This window comes from Aeromonas sp. s3 (assembly GCF_040907805.1).
In the GTDB taxonomy this organism is placed as follows: Bacteria; Pseudomonadota; Gammaproteobacteria; order Enterobacterales; family Aeromonadaceae; genus Aeromonas; species Aeromonas dhakensis.
Map to the genome: position 1 here is coordinate 91962 of NZ_JBFOCQ010000016.1, position 21350 is coordinate 113311.

Sequence of the window (21350 nt, forward strand, 5' to 3'; positions counted from 1 at the left end):
TCGGGCGCATTTTGCCAACAACAGGGCCCGTTAGTGGGGGGAATGAACCAATTCCGGGCAACCGGAAGAGAGGGATGAAAGGTGGGAACGGGGGCGTAAACGCCGGAAAGAGACCGGAGCCACACCACCGCACTCGGCGCGCAGCATCCGGTCGGCAGGATCAATTGCCGCGCGGGCCGTTCTCGATGTCGGTGACCACCCCGTTGCGCACGGTGACGAAACGCATGAACTCGTTCTTGCCGAAGTTGTAGGTCCAGCGCTCCCCATACTTCACCTGCACCAGGTTGCCGAACTGGTTCTCCTCGTTGCGGGTCAGCTCCTCGCGCAACATGGGCTCGCCGCACTTGATCAGCATCTCGGCGGTGCTGTCCCCTTCGGTGATCAGCGCATTCTTGCAGCGCATGGCGCCGGCACTGGCCGGCAGACTAAGCAACAGGGCCAGCAAGGTTCCACCAACCAGCGGCAGTGACTTCATCGATAGCTTCATCTGTGACTCCATTTGAACAGGGCGCTGCCCAGGGTGATGCAGCAGAGCGTAAACAGCAGGACCCAGCCCAGTGGCGCCGCCACCTCGGCCCAGCCTGCCCCTTCCAGCATGACGGCGCGGGCCGCCGCGATGATCTGGCTGAGCGGCAGCCAGGCCGCCAGCTGCTGCAGCCAGGCGGGAGCCCCTTCCAGCGAGAACCAGACGCCGGAGAGGAACATCATCGGCATGCTGATGACGTTGAGCAGCCCGCTCGCCAGCTCCTCGTTCTGGATGCGTGCCGCCACCAGCAGGCCGAGAGACGCCATGGCCGCCCCGCCCAGCAGGGCGATCAACAGCAGCAGCCAGCCCGAACCCAGCAGCGGCACCCCGAGCAGAAAGTAGGCAACCAGAAACACCAGCAGGCTCACCACCAGGGTGATCAGGATGCGCGACAGCAGCTGGGCGCAGAGAAACTCGGCGGCCGAGAGCGGGGTGGCCCCAAGCCGCTTGAGCACCCCGTTCTTGCGGTAACGGACGATGACGAAGCCCACCCCGAACAGGCCGGAGAACATCAGGTTCATGCCGATCACCCCGGGCAGCAGCCAGTCGCCATAGCGAATGGCGCGCCCGCTCAGGGTTTCCCGCACCAGTTGCACCGGCACGGCCTGGCGCAGCAGGTACTCGGCCATGGCGCCCTGGGGAGCATCCGGGTTGATCCAGTAACGGCTCGTGCCGGGCGAGAGCAGCAGATCCAGCTGGTGGTGGCGCACCTTGAGCCGTCCCTTCTCCTCCTCGTCATAGGGAATGATCTTGAGCAGCGGCACGGCGTGCAGCGGGGCATAGGCTGCGGGTAGTTCCCCCACCACGCCCATCTGCACCAGCGGCTTGGGCGGGCCGGAGAAGATGAGGGTGAACCCCAGCACCAGCAGCAGCGGAAAGGCCAGATTCCAGATCAGCGCGGCCCGATCCCGCACGAACTCCAGGTTGCGGGCATAGAAGAGCGCCCCGATGCGCTTGAGGGATCCCGTCATCTGGTGCTCCTTGGGCTGGCAGGCTGGGACGGCATGCCGGCAGGCGCCGCTGCGGGATGCCACGGGGCCGCGTTCATGCGCCGCTCCGCAGGCTGTGGCCGGTCAGATGGAGGAAGAGATCCTCCAGATTGGGGGAGCGCACCTGCATGCCGGTCAGCGGCACGCCCAGGCTCAGCAGCCGTGGTAGCAAGTTCGCCACGTCGGGGCAGCTCAGCTCCACCTGCTCGCCCAGCGGGCGCAGGGGATAGCCGAGACTGGCGAGGGCCGGGTGAGCCGCAAGGCGCACCAGCACGCCGTCAAAATGCTGGGCCAGCAGGGCGACCGGGGTATCCAGGCTGAGCAGATGGCCGTGATCGACGATGGCAATCTGATCGCACAGCTGCTGGGCCTCGTCCATGTAGTGGGTGGTGAGCACCACCGTCTTGCCCTGCGCCTTGATCGCCTCGATGCGCTGCCAGAAGTGGTGGCGGGCCTGGGGATCGAGCCCCGTGGTGGGCTCGTCCAGAAACAGCAGTTCGGGGTCGCCGAGCAGGGCCAAGGCCAGCAGCAGCCGTTGCCGTTGACCGCCGGAGAGCTTGCGGCTGTCCCGATCGATGAATTCTCCCAGCGCACACAGCTCGATGAGCTGGGCCTGGGGCAAGGGGGCCGGGTAGAGGCTGGCGAACAGGCGCAGGGTATCGCGCACCGTCAGGAAATCCTGCAGCGCAGTGTGCTGGAACTGGATGCCGATGCGGGAGCGGTAGTCGGGGCCGCGCGGGGCACCGTGAAACAGGATCTGGCCGCTGTCCGGGGTGAGGATCCCCTCCAGCAGCTCGATGGTGGTGGTCTTGCCGGCCCCGTTCGGGCCGAGCAGGCCGAAACAGCTGCCGGCGGGAATGGCAAAGCTGAGCCCGTCCACCGCCTTGACGCCGGGGAAGTGCTTGACGAGATCGACGACTTCGATGATGGCAGCCATGGGCGCTCTCCCAGCAGGAGCCATGACTATATCCAAAAGCACAGGCGCTGCCCATGCCCCGCCGCGCGCGGCGCAAAAAAACAGACGGCGACCCGAGGGTCGCCGTCTGTATCAATCAAGCCAGCCGGATCACAGGATGTCCAGCAGCTCCACTTCGAATACCAGGGCGGAGTACGGCGGGATGGAACCGGCACCGCGTGCGCCGTAGGCCAGATCCTGCGGAATGTAGAGCTTCCACTTGGAGCCAACCGGCATCAGTTGCAGCGCTTCTACCCAGCCGGCGATCACGCCAGTCACCGGGAATTCGGCCGGCTGGCCGCGGGCGACGGAGCTGTCGAACACGCCACCGTGGGTGAAGGTACCATGGTAGTGCACGCGCACGGACTGACCGGCTACGGGTACGGCACCGTTGCCTTCCACCAGCACTTCGTACTGCAGACCGGACTCGGTGGTCTTCACTTCGGCGCGCTTGGCGTTGTCGGCCAGGAAGGCTTCGCCTTCGGCGGCGGCAGCCTTGGCAACGGCTTCCTGCTCTTCCTGCATGCGGGCAGTGATGACCTGGAAGGCATCGTTGATATCGTCACGGCTGACCGCGAACTCCAGACCATTCAGGGCATCTGCCAGACCTTGCTGCAGGGCCGGGATATCCAGACCGGCGAAGGCTTGCTGCGCCAGTTGATCACCCATGTTGCGGCCGATGCCATAGCTGGCCTTCTGTTCGATAGAGTCGTATTGGGACATTGAGAAGTTGCTCCGGGTCCTGAGGGTAAAAGAGACGGGATAATATCAGACTTTTGCGCCGGGTGCTGCCGGCCTGTCCCCGGTTTTGCCCCCAGCTGGGAGGTGCCTCACATCAGCCCCCTCATCCCCGCCCCTTCTTCCGCCAAGGGAGAAGGGAGCAAAACAGAGCACCATCACCCCTGCTCACATTCAAGCCGTATCAGACCCTGTCCAGCAGGGCCCGTACCGCCGCGACCTTGGCGCCGTCGGTGATATTGACCCGACCGTCGTCCGAGGTGTCCATGCTGACGCCCATGACGAGACACCATGCCGCCGTGCGGCTCGTATCAGCCCCTGTCCAGCAGAGCCCGTACCGCTGCAACTTTGGCGCCGTCGGTGATATTGACCCGACCGTCGTCCGAGGTGCCCATGTTCACTCCATGAGGCACCATGCCGCCGCGCCAGCCCATGCCGGACATGTGCACTTCGTTCACCCCGGTAAACTCGATGATGGTACGCACGTTGTCGGCATTGACCCCGGCACCCGGCATCAGACTGGCGCGCCCCGCCAGCGCCTGCTGCATCGCCTGCAGGGTCTCGAGCCCCGCCAGCGCAGTCGGTGCATGGCCCGAGCTCAGAATGCGCTCGCAGCCGGCGGCGACTATGGTCTCCAAGTCGAGGCGCCAGTCAGAGGAGAGGTCGATGGCGCGGTGGAAGGTGACGCCAAGGGGCCCCGCCGCCTCGACCAGCTGGCCGAGTCTGGCGGCGGGCACCCGTCCCTCCTCGTCCAGCAGACCGACCACCACCCCTTGCAGGCCAGCGGCACGGGCCGCCGCGATATCCTGCAGCATCATCTCGAACTCCCCTTCGCCAAAGCAGAAATCGCCGGCCCGGGGCCGGATCATGGCGTAGACGGGAATGGTGGCATGGCGCGCCGCCAGCTGCATGAAGCCATAGGAGGGGGTCAGGCCGCCCAGCCCCAGCGCAGAGCAGAGCTCGATGCGATCGGCGCCGGCCGCCTGGGCGGTAAACAGAGATTCCAGGTTGTCGATACAGATTTCAAGAGAGGTCATGATGGACTCCTTTATTGGGGAGATCAGACCCCGGCTCTGATCTCATAAATTGAGCAAGGCGGCCCCGCGCACCCCGCCGGCGCCGCCGAAGCGGGCCTCGCGGATCTCGGGCAGGGCGACCCCGGGCAGCAGGTGACCGGGCAGGCGCAGCGGCAACTGCTCATAGAGCGCGGGCAGGCCGCTCAGGCCGCCCCCCAGCACCACCACGTCGGGGTCGACCACCGAGATGGCGGTGGCAAGCCCGGCGGCCATGATTTCGAGCCAGCAGTCGACCGTGGCCACCGCATGGGGCTCGTGCGCCTCGAAGCGCCCCACTATCTGGTGGCCGCTGGCACGCTGGCCGTGAAAGTGATGGTAGAGCCGCTCCAGCCCGGTGCCGGACGCATAAGTTTCAAAACAGACCAGACGGCCGCAGCCGCAACGGGGACGAGGCAGGTCGGGGTACTTCATCAGCATGGTGGCCGGCAGCGGGTAGTGGCCTATCTCCCCCGCCAGCCAGTTGCGGCCCTGGATCAGCTTGCCCGCCAGATAGACGGCGCCGCCGATGCCGGTACCTATGGTGACGCCGAGGGCGCTGTCGGCCCCCGCCGCCGCCCCCTGATGTACCTCGGACCAGAGGAAGCAGTTGGCATCGTTGTCCACCTTGACCGGTCTGCCCAGCAGTTCGGCCAGATCGGCGCCCAGGTGGCGACCATTGATGGAAGGCAGATTGGCCGCCACTATGCTGTGGTCGTGCCGGTTGAGAATGCCGGGAAAGCCGATGCCCACCGCACCGCGCGCGCCAAAACGGGCATCCGCCTGCTCGACCCGCTCGCGAATGAGCTGCTGCAGCCCCTGATAGTCATTGCCGGGAGTGCTCATGCGCTCCTCGTGGCAGAGATTCAAGGCGCCGTCATAGACGGCAAACGCTATCTTGGTGCCACCAATATCAAAGCCGTAATACATGCCACACTCCCTTGTCGGTGAGCCGCCTCACCTCAGCCTGTCCAAAGGGGGACATTGTATTAATTCGCAAAAAAAATAAAGTGACCGAGGGCGAAAAACGGGAGAGAGATCAAAGCAAACGAAACATTTGTCGCTGCAGGCAGGGCTGGCCGAGGCTCATCAGGGTGCGCTCCTGACCATCGAAGACGAAGCCGCGGCGCAGATAAAACCCCTCACCTATGTGGTTGCCATCGAGCAGCCACAATCTGACGCCCTCACAGCCTGCGCGCCGCATCTGCATCGCCACCGCCTGCCACAGCCGCTTGCCGTGGCCCTGGCGCCAGTGGTCGGGATGCAGGTAAAAGGCGCGGATCCAGGCGGTGGGGTACTCCCCCGCCAGCTCCGGCTGCCAGTAGAGCAGACCGATGACCACCTCGTCCTGACACAGCAGCATGGGCCTTGGGCCCGCTTCTGCCAGCCGGCGCTGCCAGATCTGCAGGTGCTCGGTGACCGCCAGCTGGGCCAGCATGTCGGTACCGAGCACGCCGCCATATGCGGCGAGCCAGCTGGCCCGCTGCATCACCGTCATGGCCGCGGCGTCATCGGGCCGCGCCATGCGCAGGCTTATGCCTTGCATTGGGGCACCAGTCCGGAGGCGCGGGCCTGCTGATAGAGCGGCACGGCCTCAGCCTGCTGGGCCTGCAGCTCGGCGATCCGGCTCTCGTTACTGGGGTGGGTGGAGAGCAGCTGGGGCGGCGCATTGCCGCCCGCGGCCGCGCTCATGTTCTGCCAGAGCGGAATGGCTTCGGCCGGATTGAAACCGGCGCGGGCCATCAGATCCAGACCCAGCCTGTCCGCCTCGCTCTCCTGCTCGCGGCCATAGGGCAGCATGACACCGACCTCCACCCCGAGCCCCAGCGCCGCCATGGTGGCGCCGCGGTATTCGCTGCTGCCCATGGCGATGTCGGCCGCCGCCAGCCCAAGGCCGGTCAGCTGGCTGCGGGAGAGTCGCTCGTTGGAGTGCTGGGCCAGCACGTGGGTCAGCTCGTGGCCGATGACGGTGGCGAGCTGATCCTGATTCTTGGCCACCTTGAGCAGGCCGGTGTAGACCCCGATCTTGCCGCCGGGCAGGGCGAAGGCGTTCACCTGCTTGGAGTCAAACACCACCACTTCCCAGTTGGTGATGCCGTAGCTGGCGGGCACCTGGGCGGTCACCGCCTTGGCGACGCAGGAGACATAGGCGTTCACTCTGGCATCCTTGCTCACCTTCTCCTGCTTCTTCATCTGCTCGAAGGAGTCGGCCCCCAGCTTGCTCATCTGCTGGGGCGAGAACAGCAGCATCTGGCTGCGACCGGTGGGAGACTGGGCACAGCTGGCGAGCAGGGTCGTACAGAGTGCCGCCAGGCCAAGCTTGAACAAGGGAGATGTCATGGAGGTGTCCTTCACCATAAAGATGCCCTATTTTCGGAAATGCGGGCGTCCGGTGCAAGTCGACAAATCACCCGGTCCGGCGAAAGCGGTCACAGCCGGCCCAAAAAGAAAACGGGCCCCGCGGGGCCCGTCTGGCAGAGGAAACCGGCTTACATGATGCCCAGTTTCTTCAGGTCGGCTTCGACCACCTTGGCCGGTACCGGTACGTAGCCATCTTTGGCGACGATGTTCTGGCCCGCCTTGGAGAGCACCATCTTCAGGAACTCTTGCTCCATCGGGGAGAGCGGCTTGTTCGGGTGCTTGTTCACGTAGACGTACAGGAAGCGCGACAGCGGATACTTGCCGGTGATGGCGTTGTCGGAGGTCGCTTCGATGAAGGTCTTGCCATCCTTGGAGAGCGGCACGGCGCGCACGCCGGAGGTGACGTAACCGATGCCGGAGTAGCCGATACCGTTCAGGGAGGAGGAGACCGACTGCACCACGGAGGCAGAGCCCGGCTGCTCGTTCACGCCGCTCTTGAAGTCGCCGTTGCACAGAGCGTGCTCTTTGAAGTAGCCGTAGGTGCCGGAGACGGAGTTGCGACCGAACAGTTGCAGATCCTTGCCGGACCAGGAGCCGTCCAGACCCAGGTCGGCCCACTTGGTGGCCGCCTTGGCTTCACCGCACTTGAGGGTGCTGGAGAAGATGGCATCCAGTTGCTGCATGGACAGGCCCTTGATGGGGTTGTCCTTGTTGACGAACACCGCCAGGGCATCGACCGCAACGCGGATGGCGGTCGGCTTGTAACCGTAGCGCTTCTCGAACGCCTCTTCCTCGCCGGACTTCATGGCGCGGCTCATGGGGCCAAACTGGGCGACGCCTTCGGTCAGCGCGGTCGGCGCGGTAGAAGAACCGGCGGCCTGGATCTGCACGTTGACGTTGGGGTACATGCGCTTAAATTCTTCGGCCCACAGGGTCATCATGTTGGCCAGGGTATCCGAGCCGACAGAGGACAGGTTGCCCGAGATGCCGCTGGTCGGAGTGTAATCCGGCAGATTTTTATCCACACCGGCAGCCAGGGCGCTGACGGAAAACAGGGTTGCTGCGGTGAATCCGATTACACCAGCCAGTTTGTTGAGTTTCATCCAATCTCTCCAAGGTTGCAGAACGCAGTCCATCAAAACACGGGTTAACTTGGCTCAGTGCCGGTCATCCGACCGGGGCGCTGAGTGTCATTCCCTGCCCTCTTTGGCCCGACTCAGGGGCGGTGGAAGGCAGTCATCAATCTGAGGCCGAAACGTGGTGGCATCCCGAGTGGGGCGATCGGCCGGTCGCGTTTCATTCTCTCCCTGCGCCGCACTGGCACAGGTCCGTTCTCAAGACGGCGCCAGTATCTGACCTGGCAGTGACAAATTTATGGATTTAATGTGACACTTTAATGACATGGCGAGGCTTTTGACCAAATGAAAAGAGGGCCGCCATTGCCGCCCTCTTTTCATCGCTAACCCATTGCTTGAAAAGCTTATTTCAACACCACCATGCGAGCGGGGATGAGGAAGCTGAAGCGGCTGCCAAGGCCGACCCGGCTCTCGATGTCGAGCTGGCAGTCGTGGTGACTCAGGGCATGCTTGACGATGGCAAGGCCGAGCCCGGAGCCACCGGTATGGCGCGAACGGGCCTTGTCGACCCGGTAGAACCGCTCGGTGAGCCGCGCCAGGTGCTCGGGCGATATTCCCTCCCCCTCGTCCTGCACCGCAAACAGCGCCATCGCCCCCTGCTTGCGCCACTCCACCGTGATCTTGCGCCCCGCCGGGGTGTAATGAATGGCGTTGTAGACCAGGTTGGAGACGGCACTGCGCAGTTGATCCTGATCGCCGCGCACAAACAGATTGGGCTGCACCATGAACTCGAACTGGTGGGCCCGCTCGCCGGAGAGCGCCCGCGCCTCCTGCTCCAGCAGCCCCAGCATGGCTGGCATGTCCACCAGATGGGAGAGATCCACGGTCGGCGCCGCCTCGATGCGCGACAGGGTAAGCAGCTGGTTGACCAGGTTGTCCATGCGGATGGTCTGCTCCATCATCACCCTGTGCGCCTTGGCCCACATGGCGGGCGGCGGCGGCTCCTCGGTCATCTCCAGATAGCCCTTGAGCACGGTGAGCGGGGTGCGCAGCTCGTGGGAGACGTTGGAGACGAAATGCTTGCGGGTCTTCTCCAGGCTGCGCAGCCGGGTCACGTCCCGCACCACCAGCATGGCCTGATCCTCGGCGTAGGGCATGATGCGAAACTCGAGAAACTTCTCCTCGTTGATGGGCGAGGTCATCTCGAACGGTTCGTCATACTCCCCCTTGCCGAGGTAGGCGCCGAAGGCGGGATTGCGAATCAGGTTGCCGATGTGCTGACCGGCGTCTTCCGGCCAGCGAAAGCCGAGCAGCTGCTCCGCCAGCCGGTTGCACCAGAGGATGCTGCCGTCGGTGCGAAATACCACGGCCGCATCGGGCAGTGCCTCGGCCCCTTCCCGAAAGCGGCGGATGAGACCCGCCAGCTCGCGGCGGCGGGCCCGGTGGCGCTGCTGCAGCTTGTAGATGCCGTTGAAGATGTACTCCCAGCTGCCGCTGCCGTTGGGAGGCACCAGGCTGCGATCGTGCCACAGCCAGTCCGACAGCCGCTTCTGGAAACGGTAGTGCCAGCCCAGGTGCATGACGGTAGCCAGCAACAGACACAGGGCCAGACTCTCCGTCAGCCAGCCGACCAAGACGAAGGGCGCATAGAAGAATGCCATTCGCCACAACTGGCGCCGCCAGGCGTATGGTTGCAACATAAGTGCCTCTTAGAGACGGGTTGAGAAGCGATAGCCCGCGCCGCGCACCGTCTGGATCAAGCGATCATGCCCCGTCTCTTCAATGGCCTTGCGCAGGCGACGGATGTGCACATCCACGGTTCTGTCCTCGACGTACACATTGGTACCCCAGACGTTGTTGAGCAGCTGCTCGCGGCTGTAGACCCGCTCCGGGTGGGTCATGAAGAAGTGCAGCAGCTTGAATTCGGTCGGCCCCATGTCGAGGGCCTTCTCCTCGGCGCTGACCCGGTGGGAGACAGGGTCCAGCTTGAGCCCCTGCACCTCGATCACCTCGTCCACCGAGGTGGGAGAGACGCGGCGCATCACCGCATGCAGGCGGGCAGTCAGCTCCTTGGGGGAGAACGGCTTGGTGATGTAGTCATCGGCCCCCGCTTCCAGCCCGCGCACCTTGTCCTCTTCCTCGCCGCGGGCGGTCAGCATCACCACCGGGATCTGGCGGGTCACCTCATCCTGCTTGAGCTGCTTGATGAACTGGATGCCGCTGCCGCCTGGCATCATCCAGTCCAGCACGATGAGTTCGGGGTAGGGTTCGCGCACCTTCGCCAATCCGTCGGCAAAATCTTCAGCTTCTACTGTTTCATATCCCTTCTGCTCGAGCACGAAGCAGAGCATTTCGCGGATCGGTGCTTCGTCCTCGACCACCAGAATTCGCTTAGCCATATCCCTTCTCTCTCCTCTGTGAAGATGGGTGCGCCAATTATTAGAACTTTCTGTGACACTTTTATGACTTTATGACAGGCGGGATGATAAACGTTTTCAGATTCAGTTGGCAGCAGTGAGTTGCAGCAGATCCCAGCGATTGCCACTGATGTCCTCGAATACCACCACGGTGCCGTAAGGCTCGGTGCGCGGCTGTTCACAAAAATGGACACCGTACGCCTGCATGCGCTGGTAGTCGCCCCAGAAGTCGTCAGTCTCGAGGAACAGGAAGACCCGGCCGCCCCCCTGCTGGCCGATGGCGGCCCGCTGCTCCGGGGTGGCAGCCCGCGCCAGCAACAGGGCGGAACCGGGGGCTCCCTTGGGGGCAACCCGCACCCAGCGCTTGCCCGGTTTGCCCGGCTCGTCGAGGGGGGTGTCTTCCAGCAGTTCGAACCCCAGTCCCTGGGTAAAGAAGGTGATGGCCTGGTCGTAATCGGCCACCAGCAGGGCCAGGGCGCCAATGTGTTGTGCCATGGGAAGTTCCTCAACAGATGAATGGACGGGGCGCATCATAACGGGGGACGGCCCCGTGCTCCAGCACCGGGGCAGATGAGATGGCAGAGGATGGAAGAGGGAAGCATGGCGCCGGGCAGGCGCGATCTCCCCCGCTTAAAGCAACCGGCTCACTCCTGTCCGAGCCAGTCGCGCAGCACGCTATCCCGGTCCCCGTCCAGCGCTGGCGAGGCACGCCCGTAGCATACCGGGGTGGCCGACAGATGGAGCGGGTTGGCCAGGGTGGGCAAGGATTGTTCGCCGCGCTGCACCTGCTGCACCCAGCCCCGCACCGCCCCCTGCTCGAGGGCAAACAGCGCATCCAGGGTGAGAATGGGTCCGCCCGGCACCCCGGCCGCCTCCAGCATGGCACTCCACTCGGCGCTGCTGCGCGCCAGCAGCCGCTCGGCAATCAGGGCGTTGAGCCGGTGACGCTGGCGCACCCGGGCGGCGTTGGTGGCAAAGTCGGGGTCCGTCGCCCACCCGGGTTCCCCCAGCAGGGCCGCCAGCGCGGCAAACTGGCCGTCATTGCCCACCGCCAGGATGAGGTGGCCATCCAGGGTGGGATAGACGTCGTAGGGGACGATATTGGGGTGGCCGTTGCCAAGGCGTCCGGGCGCCTGACCGGTGGCGAGATAATTCATCGCCTGGTTGGCCAGCACAGCCACCGACACATCGAGCAGGGCGAGATCGATCTGCTGCCCCTCACCGGTTCGCTCCCGATGGCGCAGGGCCGCCTGGATACCGATGGTGGCGTAGAGGCCGGTGAGGATGTCGACGAGCGCCACCCCCACCTTGACCGGCCCGCCGCCGGGCACCCCGTCGGGCTGACCCGTGATGCTCATCAACCCGCCCAGCCCCTGAATAAGCAGATCGTAACCGGGTCGCTGGGCCCAGGGCCCGTCCTGGCCAAAGCCGGTGATGGAGCAGTAGATGAGCCCTGGGTGGCGGGCCTTGAGGCTGGGGTAATCGAGGCCAAAGCGCGCCAGTCCCCCCACCTTGAAGTTCTCGATCACCACGTCGGCACAGTCCACCAAGGCCAGCAGGGTGTCTCTGTCGCGAGCTAGATCCAGGGCGATGGAGCGTTTGCCCCGGTTGGCCGCGTGAAAGTAGGCCGCCTCCCCCGCCACCAGCTCGGGCGGGCCCCAGTGGCGGGTGTCGTCACCGCGCCCGGGGGCCTCCACCTTGACCACGTCGGCGCCGAGATCGGCAAGCAGCTGGCTGGCCCAGGGGCCGGCCAGCACACGGCTGAGATCCAGCACGCGCACACCGGCAAGGGGCCCCATTACTCAAACGCCTGCAGGTCGGTCTGGGCCCGCCCCAGGATCAGGGCATGGATGTCGTGGGTTCCCTCGTAGGTGTTGACCGCCTCCAGGTTCATCACGTGGCGAATGACGTGAAACTCGTCGCTGATGCCGTTGCCGCCGTGCATGTCGCGGGCGACGCGGGCGATCTCCAGCGCCTTGCCACAACTGTTGCGCTTGATGAGCGACACCAGCTCCACCGGGCAGCGCCCCTCGTCCATCAGGCGCCCGGCCTGCAGACAGCCCTGCAGGCCTAAGGCAATCTCGGTCTGCATGTTGGCCAGCTTGAGCTGAAACAGCTGGGTGGCGGCGAGCGGGCGGCCGAACTGCTGACGATCCAGTCCGTACTGGCGGGCGGCATGCCAGCAGAACTCGGCGGCGCCGAGCGCCCCCCAGGCAATGCCGTAGCGCGCCTTGTTGAGGCAGCCGAACGGCCCCTTGAGGCCGCTCACCCCGGCCAGCCGGTTGGCCTCCGGCACGAAGACTCGCTCCATCACGATCTCGCCGGTGATGGAGGCGCGCAGGGAGAACTTGCCCTCGATCTTGGGGGCAGAGAGCCCGGCCATCCCCTGCTCCAGCACGAAGCCGGTGATCTCGCCATCCAGCTTGGCCCACACCACGAACAGATCGGCGATGGGGGAGTTGGTGATCCACATCTTGTTGCCGGTGAGCAGATAGCCGCCGTCAACCCGCTCGGCGCGGCTCTTCATGGAGCCAGGGTCGGAACCCGCATCCGGCTCGGTGAGGCCGAAGCAGCCCACCAGCTCGCCCCGGGCCAACCCCGGCAGCCAGCGCTGGCGCTGGGCTTCGTCGCCATAAGCGTGGATCGGGTGCATCACCAGGGACGACTGCACGCTCATGGCCGAGCGGTAGCCGCTGTCGACCCGCTCCACCTCCCGGGCGATGAGGCCGTAGGCCACGTGATTGACTCCGGCGCAGCCGTACTGCTCCGGCAGGGTGGCGCCGAGCAGCCCCAGCTCCCCCAGCTCGTTCATGATGGTGCGGTCAAACTGCTCGCGGCGGTTGGCCTCCAGCACCCGGGGCATCAGCCGCGCCTGGCAGTAGTCGCGGGCGGCGTCGCGGATGAGCCGCTCCTCTTCGCCGAGCTGGCTATCGAGAAAGAAGGGGTCTTGCCAATCAAATCGGGTACGCGTCATAAGGCACTCCATGCCATGCAAAAGAATCATCAAAGGGTCTCTTGTGGACCCATCTTAACCACGAAAAACTTAGGTCACAAACGCCTCAGCTTGCCTCCCGCAGCGCCCGATAGAGGGTGGTGCGGCTGATGCCGAGCCGGCGCGCCGCCTCGCTCACGTTGCCGCCGCACTCTGTCAGGGTCTGCTGCACCCGTTGCCGGTTCTGCTCGCGCAATGTGCTGCCCGCCAGCGCCGGGGGGGCGACCGGCGCCATGGCCACGGTCGGCAGATGCAGGTGGGCAGGCTCAATCCAGCCCTGCCCTTCCGCCAATACGCAGGCTACCTCCAGCGCCTGCTTGAGCTGGCGCACGTTGCCGGGCAGCGGGTGGGCCAGCAAGTGGCGCTCGGCCTCATCGGTCAGGTGCAGGGCAGGATCCATCTCGGCCAGCAGCCGCCGGACCAGCGCCTGCCGCTCGGAGGCCGGCCAGTCGCGCAGCGGCGCCAGTTGCTGGTGCCAGCCGCAGATACGGTAGTAGAGATCCTCGCGAAAGGTGCCGGCCGCCACCATGGCCGCCAGATCCCGGTGGCTGGCGCTGACCAGCCAGAAATCCACCACCTCAGGCTTGTGGCTGCCGACCGGGGTGACGGCGCGCTCCTGCAACACCCGCAGCAACCGGGTCTGGGCCGAGAGCGGCAGCTCGCCGATCTCGTCCAGCATCAGGATGCCGCCGTGGGCGGCGCGCAGATACCCCTGACTGCCCTGGCTGCGAGCACCGCTGAAGGCCCCGCCGACATAGCCGAACAACTCGGCCTCCACCAGCTCCGCCGGCAGGGCGCCGCAGTTGACGCACACCAGGGGCTTCTCGTGGCGGCTCGACTGGCGATGGAGGTCGCGCACCAGATGCTCCTTGCCGCTGCCGGTCTCCCCCTCGATAAGCAGCGAGATGCCGCGCTCCAGCATCTTGAGCGGCACCTGCTGGCCGTGTGAGCCGCCGGCATCGGCCGGCAGGCCGGGCTGGGCCGCAACGGGATGAACCTCCGGCACCAGCCGCAGCCCGCGCCGATCCCGCAGCAGCTGCTTGCCGTCGAAGGGGTGCTGGCCGAGCCAGAGCCGGCCGGCCCGGTTGGCCCCCAGCAGTTCGCCCTCCTCCCCCAGCAGCAGGCGGGCGGACCAGAGACTCTGGGGCTCGAGATCCACCAGCCAGCCCGGCTGGCACGCCAGCAGCGCATTTTCCAGCGTCATGGCCAGCAGCCGCACCGTGCCCAGCATGTCGCCGCCGTGGTGGGCCGCATCGGTGGAGATGTCGAGCACCCCGATCACTTGCCCGTCCGGCCCGAGCAGCGGGCAGGCGCTGCAGCTGAGAAAGCTGTGCTGGGCGAAGAAGTGCTGATTGCCGAGTACCTGTACCTCGCTCTGCTCGGCGAGCGCGGTGCCGATGGCATTGGTGCCCTTGCTCGCCTCCCCCCAGCGGGCGCCGCTGCGCAAAAAGACCCGCTCGGCGTGGCGGGCGAAGCCATCGTCACCGCTGGCGGCCAGGATGGCACCCTCGCCATCGCACAGCAGCAACCGACAGGGGCGCCCCGCCAGCAGCTGGTCAAACAGCGGCAGCACGAAGCGCCGGAAGCTGGCGATCAGCCCCCTGTGCTGCTCCTGGCGGGCCGACAGCTCTCCCTGGGGCAGCAAGTCCAGCTCGGCGCTCTGCTGACGGCTCAACCCCTGGTGCAGGCAGCGCTGCCAGGAGCGCTGGATTGGGCTGGCACCAGATTGAGGGAACTCGCTCATCACACCTCCTGTTCACAAAGGGCACAGTGTCACGACCCCTGTCCAGAAACGGTACACTCCTGTGGTCGTCGCCGGGGTCACTGGTTAATCAAGATACGCCGCCGCACCCCGTTTGATAACGTTTTTGTAACTTTTGTGATGCTGGTCAGACCCTCTGGCACGCCCCTTGCGAAAGCAGGAGTGCAGCCGGCCTCTCCGGCCGGTCAGGACCACACACATAAGGATGATGAGATGATTTATACCGCTCCCGGTCAGGCAGGTGCCCTGGTCAGCTTCAAGTCCCGTTACGACAACTTCATCGGTGGCGACTGGGTCGCGCCGCGCGCCGGTCGCTACTTCGAGAACATCTCGCCGGTGGATGGCCGCGTGTTCTGCGAGGTGGCCCGCTCCGACGCCGCCGACATCGAGCTGGCGCTCGACGCCGCCCACAAGGCCTTCCCGGCCTGGAGCAAGACCAGCGTCACCGAGCGCAGCAACCTGCTGCTGCGCATCGCCGATCGCATCGAACAGAACATCGAGGTGCTCGCCATCGCCGAGACCTGGGAGAACGGCAAGGCGGTGCGCGAGACCCTGGCCGCCGATCTGCCCCTGGTGGTGGATCACTTCCGCTACTTCGCCGGCTGCATCCGCGCCCAGGAGGGCTCCGCCGCCGAGCTGGATCAGAACACCGTCAGCTACCACTTCAAGGAGCCCATCGGCGTGGTCGGCCAGATCATCCCGTGGAACTTCCCCCTGCTGATGGCCGCCTGGAAGCTGGCCCCGGTGCTGGCGGCCGGCTGCTGCAGCGTGCTCAAGCCCGCCGAGCAGACCCCGGTCACCATCATGCTGATGATGGATCTCATCAAGGACATACTGCCTCCCGGCGTGGTCAACGTGGTCAACGGCTTCGGCGCCGAGGCGGGCCAGGCGCTCGCCACCAGCGACCGGATCCAGAAGCTCGCGTTTACCGGCTCCACCGAGGTGGGGGCCCACATCCTGCGCTGCGCCGCCGACAAGCTCATTCCCTCCACAGTCGAGCTGGGCGGTAAGTCCCCCAACATCTACTTCGCCGACGTGATGCAGCACGAGAGCAGCTACATCGACAAGGCGGTGGAAGGGATGCTGATGACCTTCTTCAACCAGGGCGAGGTGTGCACCTGCCCCTCCCGCGCCCTGGTGCAGGAGAGCATCTATGACGACTTCATGGACAGAGTGCTGGCCCGCGCTCGCACCATAGTGCAGGGCAACCCCCTCGACACCACCACCCAGGTCGGCGCCCAGGCGTCCCGCGAGCAGTTCGACAAGATCCTGAGCTACATGGAGATCGGCCGCGGCGAAGGGGCAAAAATGCTGATCGGCGGCGGCCCGGCCAGGGTGAGCGGACTGGAGGGGGGCTTCTACATCCAGCCCACCATCTTCCACGGCCAGAACAAGATGCGGGTGTTCCAGGAGGAGATCTTCGGCCCGGCGCTCGGGGTCACCACCTTCAAGGACGAGGCGGATGCGCTGGCCATTGCCAACGACACCCAGTACGGGCTGGGGGCGGGCCTGTGGACCCGCGACAGCAACCTGGCCTGGCGCATGGGGCGCGGCATCCAGGCCGGCCGGGTCTGGGTCAACTGCTACCACGCCTACCCGGCGCACGCGGCCTTCGGTGGCTACAAGAAGTCAGGGATCGGTCGCGAGACCCACAAGATGATGCTGGACCACTACCAGAACACCAAGAACCTGCTGGTGAGCCACGACATCAACCCGCTCGGCTTCTTCTAAGCCCACCCCGTGATCCACAAGGGCGCCTGCGGGCGCCCTTTTCATTGCTGGTGCGGTCGCGGTCAGAGCTGTGCCTGCCCGGCGCCGATCCCCAGCTGTTGACGATATCGCTGGGGGGCACAACCCTGTTCGCGCTGAAACATGGCGATAAAGGCCGAGGTGGAGGTGTAACCGAGCCGCCAAGCGATCTCCTGCACCGGCATCTCGCCGCGCAGCCAGTCCAGCGCCTTCACCAGCCGCAGCCGGGTGCGCCACTGGCCGAGGCTCATGCCAAGCTCCTTCTGGCAGCGCCGCGCCAGGGTGCGCTCCGTGGTGTGCAGCACCTTGGCCCACTGGGCCAGGGTGCGGTTGTCCTCCGGCGCCGCCTGCAGCGCCGCCAGCAGGGGGGCGAGCAGGCGATCCCGGCTCTGGGGCAGGTAGCTCGGCTGGCAACGGGTGCGAGCCAGCTTCTCGATGAAGAGTTCACCCTGACGGGCATCCCACTCGTCCTCCATGTGGCCGACCCGGCGCTGGGTGAAATCCTCCAGCAGGGCCCGCAGCAAGGGGGTGAGCGCCAGCAGCTGGGGTTCCCGTGGCAGGCGCGGCGCCAGCGCGTGGCTCACGTAGATGGAGGTGTAGTCCAGGGTCTGCTCGTTGAAGGCGGTGTGGGGCTGATCCGCCGGCACCCAGATGAGGTAGTCCGGCGGCGCCACCAGCCGCTGCCCCCCGACCTCCACCACCATGACCCCGAGACTGATGAGGCTGAGCTGGCCCCAGGGGTGGGCATGCTCGGCACAGGCGTTGCCCCCCTGGATCTGGCTGTAGCGAAAATAGAGGGGGTTGGGGGCGGCCAGCAGGCGATCCTGCTCGGCCAGGGTGAGGGTGCCCATGCAGATTGTCCCAAAGCGGTTATGACATGTCTTATTTACGCTACTTACCTCGTTCAAGACAAGGTTAGACTCTCCCCATCGTACCAAGGAGTGCCTATGCCCTTTCTCTTCCCCCTGCTCGCCATCCTGATCTGGGCCGCCAATACCGTGGTCTCCAAGGCCGCCGCCGGCGTGCTGGATCCTGCCGCCATCTCCTTCTACCGCTGGGTGATCGCCGCCCTGGCGCTGACCCCCTTCTGCCTGCCTCAGCTGTGGCGCCGCCGGCGCGATCTCCGCCCCTGGCTCGGCAAGCTGCTGGTGCTCTCCCTGCTTGGCATGGTGCTCTACCAGTGCCTCGCCTACTACGCAGCCCACAGCACCTCGGCCACCAACATGGGGGTCATCGGCTCCCTGCTGCCGCTGCTCACCCTGCTGATCGGGGCCTGCTGCTTTGGCCAGAAGCCGGGCAAGCAGGCGCTGCTCGGCATGAGCCTCTCGCTGTTCGGGGTACTCTGGCTGCTCGGTCAGGGCAACCCTCAGGCGCTGCTGCACAGCGGGATCAACCCAGGCGATGGCATGATGCTGCTGGGGGCGGCCAGCTATGCCCTCTATGGCCTCTTGATACGCCGCTGGCAACTGCCGTTCGGCCCCTGGCTCAACCTCTATCTGCAGATCCTGCTGGCGGTGCTGCTGCTTATCCCGCTGGCCCTCTCCGCCGACTCACTGGCCATTCCCGCCCAGGGCTGGAGCATGGTGCTGTTCGCCGGGCTCGCCTCCTCCATCTTCGCCGCCTACTGCTGGATGCGCGGCCTCGCCAGTCTGGGGGCGGAGCGCACCTCGGTCTTCATGAACCTGATGCCCCTGTGCACGGCCCTCATCGCCGTCATCAGCCTGGGGGAGCCCATCCACGGCTATCACCTGCTGGGGGGCGGCCTCATCCTGAGCGGGGTCATGCTCTCCCAGTTCAAACCAAGAGCCCGCCGCGTCCTGCTGGAAGAGGCCTGAGCGGCCCGTCGTACCGGTTTTCGTGCCGACGTATAGACCTGAAAAAGGGAGCTTCGGCTCCCATTATTAACCCATTAAAATCAATAATTTAGATTAAAAACAGATGGTTACATGCCATAAGCTATGACACATTAAGACGCGAAATGACAACAATTGGGGCAATATGTGGACACATTATAAAGCCGGTGATAACGGGTTTTCTAGAGGGTTAAATCGTACTGCATCACTCAAGTAATCCGGAGCAAAGTGGGCATAGGTCATGGTCTGCTGAATGTTGTAGTGCCCTAGGTTTTTTTGAAGAGCAAGTATGTTTCCACCAGACATCATAAAATGTGATGCGAAAGTGTGCCGCAAAACATGAACTGCCTGCCCTACTGGAAGGTCTGGAGCCACCGATTTAATCACTTCCCGGACTATCAAGTAGTCCAATTCACGAAAGAGCGGACCACGCGTGACCCCTTCTGTGACTTCTTCAAATAGCTCAGCAGAGATCGGTACAGTGCGATTCCTCCCATTCTTGGTATTGATATAAGTCACCCGGCCAGCCAGCACATCCTCACGCCGCAGGTTTGCTACTTCGCTCCATCTAGCCCCCGTGGCCAGACAAAGCTTTACCACCTTGAGGTTATCTTTAGATAGCCTCTTCAATACTGAGCGAATTTCTTCCTGGACAAGATACCCCATTGATCTTTCGACCAACTTCATCTTTTTAATCTCTTTGAGAGGATGCTCATGATAGTAATGACCAAGTTCAATCAGTACTGAAAACACCCCACCTAGCATATCGTGCTCTCGGTTCACTGTATTTGCTGAACGACCTGCTTGTAGTCGCATTGCTCTGTATTCAGAAAACAGCGCCTTAGTCACCTGCTTCGCTAATGGATACCCCATTCCTGCATCAATATTATGGAGTTTCTTACGCGCACCTTGTCCAGATTTCAAAGTCTGGCCATGGTAGCACCACCAAAGTTCGATCAGCTCTGACAATGGGCAGTTATCCGCAGGTCGTTCAAGCCATTCTTTATTGTGTTCAGTGGCGATCACCCAACGCTCGAACTGCTGGACCTCTTATTTAGTCTTGAAGCGCTTGCGAATCCGTCTGCCGCCACGACCTTGCGGGCGAATATCAACCAGATAACCTTCTGGGGTAGATTTAATACTCATAGACAGCCTATTTCACTCATATAAACAATCACACTATTGACAGCTTCACTACTCACCATTCTTCACATCAATTATCCTGAACACATATCTCGCTTAGACCTTCCAATGCACTCACGCATGACACATCGATTTTGTAATGAAGATGACGTTATTTATACTCACAGCCCCCAAATGGGGTCTATCCCGATTGAATCCTATTGTGTTAGGTTATGATTACCCATAGTAAAAAGGATGATTATAATGAAATCTTTAGCAGTTATTTCCTTGCTTCCATTTATGGCATTTGCAGCATGCGAACCAGGAACCAAAGAGTTCAAAGACACTCAAAGATTCAGTAGTGGTTATGTTGAAGGTTTGGAGAAAACAAACGACTGGAACACCATTCACAAACTTAACTTCAAGCTACCAAATGGTGAAAAATATAACATCAACAACATTTCCCTGACATTGAGAATCTCCTCTGGAGAGCAGAAAAATAATCATTATGTCTATGTGAATACTGAAAACAACAATATTGTCACTGCGTCACAGGTCCCCCCCGGAACTCAATTTCAAAAAATAAATTTGGATACTCGCATCTATAATCCTTTGCTAAAGCAGGATCAATTTACTGTAGGCTTAGGAAGCTCTACTGATACTAAGAGTATCGAATGGTTGTATGTAGCGCATGGTATACTTTCATTCTGCTATAGTTCCGAGCCCCTCAACAGCACATTCACGATTGACGCATCCTCATACAACCTGAGCAACAATAATAAATACAAAGTAACACTAGAAAAAAATGTCACTTATAAAATGACAATATTTGGAAAGATTTCTGGTCAAGATGATAAAAAATTAAATGGCTTAGCCATCAGCTACAACAATAAAAGTCACATCGATTCTGACATAGTTAAAGAAGGACAACCTTACTACTTCACAACTAGTGATGGTATGGCAGAAATATTCATTCCTGTTAACTATGCCAATGGTGAATATCGTGTCAACATGGAAAAAGTAAACGCATCATAATTACTTTTACTATTATCTGTACAGTTCCAGCTATCACCTGACACCGGCCTCAAACCGGTGTCTTGTTTACGCTACTTTAGTACGCACTTCCTTCGGTATCAATTTCAGATTGTAGTGGTCTAATCATCCCGGACACCATTTTAGGTGGTACAGTCGCCACCCAGACCTGAGGTGTTCAATGACAAGATTACGTCGCTCATTTACTGCCGAGTTCAAGCTGGAAGCCGCATCCCTGGTGCTCGACCAGGGATATTCTGTCCCCGAAGCCAGCCGTTCACTGGATGTCGGTGAAACCGTGCTTCGCCGCTGGGTTCAGCAGCTTCAATCCGAACGAACTGGCACAACCCCGATCAGCAAGGCGCTGACCCCGGAACAGCAAAAAATCCAGGAGCTGGAAGCCCGTATCAACCGGCTCGAGCGCGAAAAGGACATTCTAAAAAAGGCTACTGCTCTCTTGATGGCGGACGAATTCACACGTACGCGCTGATAGACCGATTAAGGGAGCAAGCCCCCATCACCCTGGTCTGCTGCGCTTTTGATGTTCCCACGTCCTGTTTTTACGACTATCAGGCTCGCAAACGGGTGATTAACCGTGAGCGGATGCAACAACGCAGCGAGTTGCGCCGTTTGTTCAAAGCGAGCCGGGACTCGGCTGGCAGCCGCGCCTTGATGTCGATGATGCAAGAGTTGGGACATCAGATTGGTCGATTCAAAGTGCGCAGT

Annotated in this window: 20 protein-coding genes and 2 pseudogenes; 4 read left to right on the forward strand and 18 right to left on the reverse strand. The window is 62.8% G+C overall.

From position 1 onward, the window contains the following. Positions 1-160 precede the first annotated feature (160 nt). The 16 genes and pseudogenes from AB5Y98_RS08690 to AB5Y98_RS08765 all read right to left on the reverse strand — a co-directional run bounded on the left by AB5Y98_RS08690 (position 161) and on the right by AB5Y98_RS08765 (position 14850). A complete protein-coding gene (locus AB5Y98_RS08690) occupies positions 161-487 on the reverse strand; it encodes a DUF2845 domain-containing protein (RefSeq protein WP_005298553.1) in 327 nt (108 codons plus the stop codon). Then, the gene (locus AB5Y98_RS08695) at positions 484-1497 is read right to left on the reverse strand and encodes an ABC transporter permease (RefSeq protein ID WP_368231750.1); all 1014 of its coding nucleotides are present in this window, start codon (positions 1495-1497) and stop codon (positions 484-486) included. The genes AB5Y98_RS08690 and AB5Y98_RS08695 overlap by 4 nt, the downstream gene beginning before the upstream one ends. A 73-nt stretch (positions 1498-1570) precedes the next feature. Next, positions 1571-2452 (reverse strand): ABC transporter ATP-binding protein, encoded by an 882-nt coding sequence (locus AB5Y98_RS08700; protein ID WP_042006548.1) that lies wholly within the window; start codon positions 2450-2452, stop codon positions 1571-1573. 129 nt (positions 2453-2581) lie between these two features. Then, entirely contained in the window at positions 2582-3193 is a 612-nt protein-coding gene (locus AB5Y98_RS08705) for an FKBP-type peptidyl-prolyl cis-trans isomerase (RefSeq protein WP_005298548.1), read from the reverse strand. 199 nt (positions 3194-3392) lie between these two features. Then, positions 3393-3485, reverse strand: a pseudogene (locus AB5Y98_RS08710) (copper homeostasis protein CutC); the annotation flags it as partial. A gap of 34 nt (positions 3486-3519) precedes the next feature. Further along, positions 3520-4245: a copper homeostasis protein CutC gene (locus AB5Y98_RS08715; RefSeq protein WP_010634723.1), complete on the reverse strand. Its 726-nt coding sequence runs from the start codon at positions 4243-4245 to the stop codon at positions 3520-3522. A gap of 42 nt (positions 4246-4287) precedes the next feature. Continuing rightward, complete coding sequence (locus tag AB5Y98_RS08720) at positions 4288-5190, reverse strand: ROK family protein (protein WP_010634724.1); 903 nt, start codon at positions 5188-5190, stop codon at positions 4288-4290. Positions 5191-5299: 109 nt separating this feature from the next. Beyond that, the gene (locus AB5Y98_RS08725) at positions 5300-5806 is read right to left on the reverse strand and encodes a GNAT family N-acetyltransferase (protein WP_017765749.1); all 507 of its coding nucleotides are present in this window, start codon (positions 5804-5806) and stop codon (positions 5300-5302) included. Then, complete coding sequence (locus AB5Y98_RS08730) at positions 5794-6600, reverse strand: M48 family metallopeptidase (RefSeq protein ID WP_017780627.1); 807 nt, start codon at positions 6598-6600, stop codon at positions 5794-5796. Before AB5Y98_RS08730 ends, AB5Y98_RS08725 begins: the two co-directional genes overlap by 13 nt. Before the next feature lie 149 nt (positions 6601-6749). After that, the gene (locus AB5Y98_RS08735) at positions 6750-7724 is read right to left on the reverse strand and encodes a PstS family phosphate ABC transporter substrate-binding protein (protein ID WP_005298532.1); all 975 of its coding nucleotides are present in this window, start codon (positions 7722-7724) and stop codon (positions 6750-6752) included. Positions 7725-8101: 377 nt separating this feature from the next. Beyond that, positions 8102-9397, reverse strand: a complete 1296-nt coding sequence (phoR, locus tag AB5Y98_RS08740; protein ID WP_094697748.1) for a phosphate regulon sensor histidine kinase PhoR — start codon at positions 9395-9397, stop codon at positions 8102-8104. Positions 9398-9406: 9 nt separating this feature from the next. Beyond that, positions 9407-10096: a phosphate regulon transcriptional regulator PhoB gene (gene phoB, locus AB5Y98_RS08745; protein ID WP_005298527.1), complete on the reverse strand. Its 690-nt coding sequence runs from the start codon at positions 10094-10096 to the stop codon at positions 9407-9409. Between the two features lie 102 nt (positions 10097-10198). After that, positions 10199-10609, reverse strand: coding sequence for a VOC family protein (locus tag AB5Y98_RS08750; RefSeq protein ID WP_010634726.1), 411 nt, complete (start codon positions 10607-10609; stop codon positions 10199-10201). Positions 10610-10758: 149 nt separating this feature from the next. Then, positions 10759-11913 carry a CaiB/BaiF CoA transferase family protein gene (locus AB5Y98_RS08755; protein ID WP_368231751.1) on the reverse strand — a complete coding sequence of 385 codons (1155 nt, stop codon included), beginning with the start codon at positions 11911-11913 and terminating at the stop codon, positions 10759-10761. Beyond that, positions 11913-13088 carry an acyl-CoA dehydrogenase gene (locus AB5Y98_RS08760; RefSeq protein ID WP_043170772.1) on the reverse strand — a complete coding sequence of 392 codons (1176 nt, stop codon included), beginning with the start codon at positions 13086-13088 and terminating at the stop codon, positions 11913-11915. The genes AB5Y98_RS08755 and AB5Y98_RS08760 overlap by 1 nt, the downstream gene beginning before the upstream one ends. A gap of 85 nt (positions 13089-13173) precedes the next feature. Further along, positions 13174-14850 (reverse strand): sigma-54-dependent Fis family transcriptional regulator, encoded by a 1677-nt coding sequence (locus AB5Y98_RS08765; RefSeq protein ID WP_368231752.1) that lies wholly within the window; start codon positions 14848-14850, stop codon positions 13174-13176. A 231-nt stretch (positions 14851-15081) separates the two neighbouring features. Here AB5Y98_RS08765 and AB5Y98_RS08770 point away from each other — a divergent pair, with 231 nt between their 5' ends. Next, entirely contained in the window at positions 15082-16599 is a 1518-nt protein-coding gene (locus AB5Y98_RS08770; RefSeq protein ID WP_368231753.1) for an aldehyde dehydrogenase family protein, read from the forward strand. Between the two features lie 62 nt (positions 16600-16661). Here AB5Y98_RS08770 and AB5Y98_RS08775 read toward each other — a convergent pair whose 3' ends face one another. Next, positions 16662-17468, reverse strand: a complete 807-nt coding sequence (locus AB5Y98_RS08775) for a helix-turn-helix transcriptional regulator (protein WP_005298514.1) — start codon at positions 17466-17468, stop codon at positions 16662-16664. 96 nt (positions 17469-17564) lie between these two features. On the opposite strand from AB5Y98_RS08775, the gene AB5Y98_RS08780 reads away from it, so the two are divergent. After that, complete coding sequence (locus AB5Y98_RS08780; protein WP_017788552.1) at positions 17565-18452, forward strand: DMT family transporter; 888 nt, start codon at positions 17565-17567, stop codon at positions 18450-18452. 174 nt (positions 18453-18626) lie between these two features. Here the strand turns inward: AB5Y98_RS08780 and AB5Y98_RS08785 are convergent, their stop codons facing one another. After that, positions 18627-19496 carry a tyrosine-type recombinase/integrase gene (locus tag AB5Y98_RS08785; RefSeq protein ID WP_240183857.1) on the reverse strand — a complete coding sequence of 290 codons (870 nt, stop codon included), beginning with the start codon at positions 19494-19496 and terminating at the stop codon, positions 18627-18629. A gap of 360 nt (positions 19497-19856) precedes the next feature. On the opposite strand from AB5Y98_RS08785, the gene AB5Y98_RS08790 reads away from it, so the two are divergent. Next, a complete protein-coding gene (locus AB5Y98_RS08790; protein ID WP_157835376.1) occupies positions 19857-20627 on the forward strand; it encodes a hypothetical protein in 771 nt (256 codons plus the stop codon). Between the two features lie 178 nt (positions 20628-20805). Further along, positions 20806-21350 (forward strand): annotated as a pseudogene (locus AB5Y98_RS08795) (transposase); the annotation flags it as partial.